The sequence below is a fragment of the Cupriavidus sp. IDO genome (assembly GCF_000812465.1).
In the GTDB taxonomy this organism is placed as follows: domain Bacteria; phylum Pseudomonadota; class Gammaproteobacteria; order Burkholderiales; family Burkholderiaceae; genus Cupriavidus.
The window spans coordinates 106,734-112,874 of record NZ_JWMA01000201.1; the positions used below are offsets into that span (position 1 = coordinate 106,734).

At 66.2% G+C, this 6,141-nt stretch carries 5 protein-coding genes; 1 reads left to right on the plus strand and 4 read right to left on the minus strand.

From position 1 onward, the window contains the following. Positions 1-60: 60 nt before the first annotated feature. The 4 genes from RM96_RS35985 to RM96_RS36000 form a co-directional block, all read right to left on the minus strand. Entirely contained in the window at positions 61-582 is a 522-nt protein-coding gene (locus RM96_RS35985; protein ID WP_039016528.1) for a hypothetical protein, read from the minus strand. Between the two features lie 26 nt (positions 583-608). Beyond that, positions 609-1,766 carry an acyl-CoA dehydrogenase family protein gene (locus RM96_RS35990; protein ID WP_039016529.1) on the minus strand — a complete coding sequence of 386 codons (1,158 nt, stop codon included), beginning with the start codon at positions 1,764-1,766 and terminating at the stop codon, positions 609-611. A gap of 113 nt (positions 1,767-1,879) precedes the next feature. Then, a complete protein-coding gene (locus tag RM96_RS35995) occupies positions 1,880-3,673 on the minus strand; it encodes an OPT/YSL family transporter (RefSeq protein WP_039016530.1) in 1,794 nt (597 codons plus the stop codon). A 181-nt stretch (positions 3,674-3,854) separates the two neighbouring features. Then, the gene (locus RM96_RS36000; RefSeq protein ID WP_039016531.1) at positions 3,855-4,310 is read right to left on the minus strand and encodes a YccF domain-containing protein; all 456 of its coding nucleotides are present in this window, start codon (positions 4,308-4,310) and stop codon (positions 3,855-3,857) included. A 403-nt stretch (positions 4,311-4,713) separates the two neighbouring features. Here RM96_RS36000 and RM96_RS36005 point away from each other — a divergent pair, with 403 nt between their 5' ends. Then, complete coding sequence (locus tag RM96_RS36005; RefSeq protein WP_039016550.1) at positions 4,714-5,652, plus strand: 2-hydroxyacid dehydrogenase; 939 nt, start codon at positions 4,714-4,716, stop codon at positions 5,650-5,652. Positions 5,653-6,141: the final 489 nt, after the last annotated feature.

Consider the following 6,141-nt stretch of genomic DNA (forward strand, 5'->3'; position numbering starts at 1 on the left):
GCGTCCTCAACAAAAAAAGCCGCCTCGAAGGCGGCTGTCCATCAGCATCTGAAAACGGGCTCAGTGCCAGACGCGCGCAGCGTTGGCCCACCGCGCCGCGGAAGACTGCACCAGTGCACCGTCAATGGTGTCGTTCAGCGAAACCGGCTGCGGCATGTCCGCAGCCGACTGTACCGCCGTACGCCACAACACCGCCGACACCAGCGTCTTGCAATGCCGCCGCTCGCCGTGCGCCAGCGAGAGCAGCCGGTCATACCCGTCCATGACGATCAAGCGGTCGCCATCCTGCGGCCGCAGTTCCAGCGCATAAAGATGATCGCACTCGCAATGCATGTGCCCGCCGCTGACAGCGACCACGATGGCACCCGGCAGCGCAACACCGCTTTCGCGAACTTCATCGCGCAGCCTTGACAAGTGCGCGTGCGCACGCGGATCGCGAACGGCGGCCATCTCGCCCGGCATGTCGCTGAGCGCCAGCAGCTCCGCCGGCGACACCGCCAGCGTGTAGGCCTGCCGCGCGTGCCTGTACGAGGCCACCACGGCGCGCAGACGATGCGGCCCGGATTGGTCGAACTCACTCATATCGCCTCCTGCCGCACGGGCTCATGTCAGTCGCGCAGCAGTTGCTTGGCGATGATCAGCTGCTGGATCTGCGTGGTGCCTTCATAGAGGCGCAGCAGGCGAACGTCGCGGTAGAAGCGCTCGGCCTTGTACTCGGCGATGTAGCCGGCGCCGCCATGGATCTGCACCGCGCGGTCGGCAACGCGGCCCACCATCTCGGTACAGAACATCTTCGTGCAGGAAGCCAGCATGCTGACTTCCGGGTCGCTCTTGCCGGCGGGCTTGGCGTCATAGCGCTGCGCGCAGTCGCGCACCATCGACAGGCCCGCGTACAGCTCGGCCTGGCTGTCGGCCAGCATGCCCTGGATCAGCTGGAAGTCGCCGATAGGCTTGCCGAACTGCTTGCGTTCCTTGGCGTAGGCCACCGCGTCAGTGATCAGGCGATGCGCCATGCCGCAGGCCAGTGCCGAGAGGTGCAGGCGGCCGCGGTCGAGCACCTTCATCGCGGTCTTGAAGCCGACGCCCGGCACGCCGCCGATGATATTCGCTGCGGGCACGCGCACGTTCTCCAGCACCACGTCGCAAGTCTTGGTGCCGCGCTGGCCCATCTTCTTGTCCGGCTTGCCGAGCGAGATGCCCGGGGTGTCGGCCGGCACGATGAACGACGAGATGCCCGAGGCACCGGCACCGCCGGTGCGCGCCATCAGCGTGAAGGCGCCGGCGCGCGGCGCGTTGGTGATGAAGCGCTTGGTGCCGTTGATGACGTAGTGGTCGCCGTCGAGCTCGGCCCTGGTTTGCAGCGAGGCAGCGTCGGAGCCGGCATTCGGCTCGGTCAGCGCGAACGAGATGATCAGCTCGCCGCTGGCGATGCGCGGCAGGTAGGCCTGCTTCTGTTCTTCAGTGCCATCCATCAGGATGCCCTGCGAACCGATGCCTACGTTGGTGCCGAACACCGAGCGGAAGGCGAAGGCGGTGTGGCCGAGGTCGTAGACGACCTCGCATTCCTGCGACATCGACAGGCCGATGCCGCCATAGTTTTCAGGGATGGAGATACCGAACAGGCCCATCTCCTTCATGTCCGCGACGATGTCGGCCGGCACGTCGTCGATGTCTTCGAGCGTGTCTTCCGCCGGCTTCAGCCGTTCGTCGATAAAGCGCTGCACCGAGGCGCGCAGCAGGGCAAAGGATTCGTTATCAAGGGCCATGGTGATTCTCCGGTCAAGCCAGTCCGACAGTCTGGTCGTCAATGGTACGCGGGCTACGCGATTTGACAATCCACTTGATATTGGACAGAATGGTTAATGCAATTTGACAATCCTCAGGGGAACGCAACAGCCATCAGCCCGGCCGCGCCGATGCCAAGTGCTGCCAGCGCGTCCCCGGCAATCAGGCCGCCGCCCACCAGCGAAGTCGTGCTCATGTCTTCCGGCAAGGCAGGTTGCCGTACCCCTGGCCTGTGGCTGGCGCGGCTGTTAACCAGGCCGGACACGATGCCGCCAGCCGCCATCCACGCTGCAGTGGGCAGGTTGACAAAGCCGCCGAACGACGACGCATAGGGTGTCGGCAGGATGACCGCGTCGAGCAGGAAATCCACCGCGCGCGCGGGCGGCCGGCCCGACCGCACGAAGCGCTGGTAGCGCGCGCTGGCGTGAATCGCTTTGCGCAACACTTCCGTCACCAGCCCGATCGACAGCCCGACAAGCACCGCGATGTGCTGATAGGTGCGCTCCTGCGCCAGCCCGCGCAGCACGCCGACAATCTTGTAGGTCATGGCCGAGGTCCACCGGGCCGGCTGCTGGTCCGCCGTGAGCGTGGTCTGGTCGAGCGTCAGCACCGGGTATGCCTGCATGAAGAGCCGCGCCAGCGCCACCGCCAGCAGTGCCCCGACCACGACGCCGGCCACCTGGTAGCCAAACTGCGCCATGCGGTTGCTGCCCAGGCGCCAGCCGGTGGAACGGTCCTGCTGCATGTCGCTCGCCTCCGCGGTGGACACCAGCAACACCGTCGCCGCGATCAGGCCGATATGGGGCTCGCGCAGCCCCGCCGCCGCCATCAGGATCACGCACAGCACGAAGGCCGACGAGATCGGGTTCTGGTCCACGATGCCCACCGAGATGCCATTGACCAGCGCAAATACCAGCACCAGCAGGACCGCAAGCAGCTGATAACCCACTGGTTGCCCGAACCACGCTACGCCGGCTACCACCACCGCCACGCCCCACAGCACCACCCACGCCGCCACCCAGCGCATATCCGGTCCACGCTGGCCGGGAGCCGCCTGGCGTGCCCCACCCGTCCACTGCCGCCACGCGCGCGCCAGCAGCCGCGAGAGATCGACCAGCGCCGCGCCCATGATCATGCCCAGCGCGATCAGGAAGGTGATCTTGCGGAACGGCTCGCCCGGCGCGAGCCAGCCGATCGATACGAAGGTCGGCGTCATCGCCCAACTGGCCAGGCCACCCGCCAGCGACGCGATGCCGATGCGTGCGCCGACGATCATGCCGGCGCCGAAGGTGGAAGCCGATAAGTCCAGCGCGGCCAGCGGCGCCAGCCTCACCGCACCAAACCCGCCCGCCACGCCAAGCGCCATGCCACCGGCAAGGCGTGACACCGAGCGGCGCAGCAGCACCGGGTCTGTCAGTGCGCGCAGGATGTTGGCAACCGCCAGCCCGGACGGAAAGGTCAGCTGCATGCGGTCCACCAGCAGCGGCGTGTACAACATGCCCACGCCAACGCCGTACATGCCGATGCACAGCATGTACGCCACCAGCTGCCACAGCGGCGGCTGCGCCATGCCGAGCCACGTCATCGCCTGGATCACGACGGCCATGCCGCCCATGCCCGCCACCGAGGCCGCGGCGGTCTGGATGTAGTTGGCGCCGTGCCGGCCCGGTGCGCCATAGCCATACGTCACCACCGAACCGAGGATGCCGGCCAGCACCTGTCCGCCCACAAAGAACCCCAGCGAGAAGTTCATGTACGCGGCGGCAATGCCGCCCAGCGGCCCCAGCACCAGCATGCCCGCGGCACCGAGCAAGGCGTGATACTGCCAGCTGCCGGGGCGCGGCAGCCAGCTCCGGTGGGTGGTGGCTTCAGTCGGAATGGATGGCATGGCGGTGCGTGGCTCTCACGAAGCATAGGCGACGACACATGGGATGACGACACGCGTATGCGGCACGCAACGAAGAGATCTTCGGCTGCCTGAGCGAAGCGGAACGAGAACAGCTCGGCGGCCTGCCGGACCGGCTGGTCGCCCACGCCTCGCGGGGCGACCAGCCGGGGAAGATTAGCGCTCAGCGGCGCGGGCTCTCGACGTGCGCGCTGGCGCCGTCGCGGCGCGCGGCCTCTGCAACTTCATTGCTCACCACGGTCTGGCCGATCGGCGCCAGCGCAATGCCGGCCAGCTTCAGGTGCTGGATCGCGAACGGAATGCCAATGATGGTCACGAAGCAGGCAATGGCCGACATCACGTGCCCGATCGCCAGCCAGATCCCGGCGAAGATGAACCACAGCACATTGCCGATCATGCCCAGCACGCCGGTGCCGATATCGTCCTTCTGATGCAGCTCGCGCCGGCTGATGGCCTGCTTGCCGAACGGAAAGAAAGTAAACGTGCCGATCACGAAGCACGCCTTGCCCCAGGGAATGCCAATGATCGAGATAAAAGCGATCAGGCCAGCCAGCCACCAGGCCAGGCCCATGACCACGCCGCCAAGAATGAACCAGAGGAAGTTGCCAATCGCACGCATGCGCGCCTTTCTGAAGTGAGGGAGACAGCAGGCATGATACGCAACGCGGGGTGCGCGGCGCCAAAGCGTACCCGTTTCTGCGTGAGAAGAAATCGCACGGCGAGCACCCTGAATGATGTGGAAATCGGTGCCCGGCACGCGCTCCGGCATGCGGGTAGCCGGCCAAGAAACCGCATGTCGATAGGCAAAGCGTACCCGTTTCTGCGTGCCGCGCGAGACGGCAAAACCGGGCTGGGTCGACTGCTGCATCGCTATCCGCCAGTACTGCCGAGGCCGTCGCACAGGGCCTGCGGGCCGCCTGCCAACGCGTTTCCTACGCCGGCGATAAAATGTGCCGCTCCTTTTGCGCCGCAGGCTGCGGCGCGCGTTCCTTTTGCCGTCGTCGTTCCGTTTTCATCCCGCCATGAAGCCCACCCTGCTGGTCCTGAACCCGGTCTCCCCCGAACATCTCGCCCGCATCGGCGAAAGCCTAGATGTCGTCTATGCCCCGGGTGCCCAGGCGCGCGCCGCGCAGATCGGCGCCCATGGCAGCAGCATCCGCGCGGTACTGACCATCGGCTCGATCGGTCTGAGTGCCGCCGAGATGGATGCGATGCCGGAACTGGAACTGGTCTGCGCGCTGGGTGCGGGCTTCGAGAACATCGACATCGCCCATGCGCGCGCACGCGGCATCGCGGTCGTCAACGGCGCGGGCACCAACGACAGCTGCGTCGCCGACCATGCCATGGCGCTGCTGCTGGCCACGGTGCGCGCCGTACCGCAACTGGACCAGGCCACGCGCGCCGGCAAATGGCGCACCGAACTGCCACTGCGCCCCAATGTGTCGGGCAAGCGCCTCGGCATTGTCGGGCTGGGCACCATCGGCCGGCGCATCGCACGGCGCGGCGAGGGCTTCGACCTGCAAATCGGCTATCACAACCGCAAGCCGCGCGAGGATGTGTCGTTTCGGTATTTCGATAGCGTGGAAGCGTTGGCCGAGTGGGCGGACTATCTGGTGGTGGCTACGCCCGGTGGTGCCGATACGCGCCACCTCGTCGACGCGAAGGTCTTGGCTGCGCTCGGGCCGAACGGGTTCCTGGTCAATATCGCGCGTGGCAGCGTGGTGGATACCGCTGCGTTGGCGCACGCGCTGCGTGACGGCACGCTCGGCGGTGCGGGACTGGATGTGTACGAGAGCGAGCCGGCGCCGCCAGTCGAGCTGTTTGATTGCCCGAACCTTGTGCTGACGCCCCATGTGGCAGGCTGGTCGCCGGAGGCTATTACGACGTCTGTGATGCAGTTTCTGGAGAATGCCCGGCGGCATTTTGCTGGGGAGGCGTTGCTGACGCCGGTGGTTTTTTAGAAGGGGTTGCACACCAGCCCCTCGAATCTGGCAGCCCCGTGTTTAATGGTTCTACGGTGGATTGTGGGATTGGGGTTGGATGCGCTGCTGTTTCGCCGGCGTAGCCGGCGACTCCCTTTTTGACTGCGCCAAAAAGGAAGCAAAAAGCGCCTTCTTGCCCGCCGGGCGGGAGTCTTATCGTAGTGTTCGACGGTTTTTGTACGGGTATTCGCTTCAGGGCATAGCTACGATGCCTGCCGCGTTGTGACGAGACGGCGCGAGGCATTGACAGGCCGTCCTCCCGACCTCGTGAGAGCGGAGTGGTACGCAGCTTGAGGCCCGTCAGCATGCGCAGCGACATCGCGCACCACGGTTGCCGCGCTGTGACTCTTGCCGTAGGCACGCCGCTCGCTCACCGAGCCACTCCGCTCTCACGAGGTCGGGAGGACAGCGCCGTTCCCGGCGTTGCCCCTGGCGATCTGCGCGGCAGGCAGTCCAGCTATGCCCTGA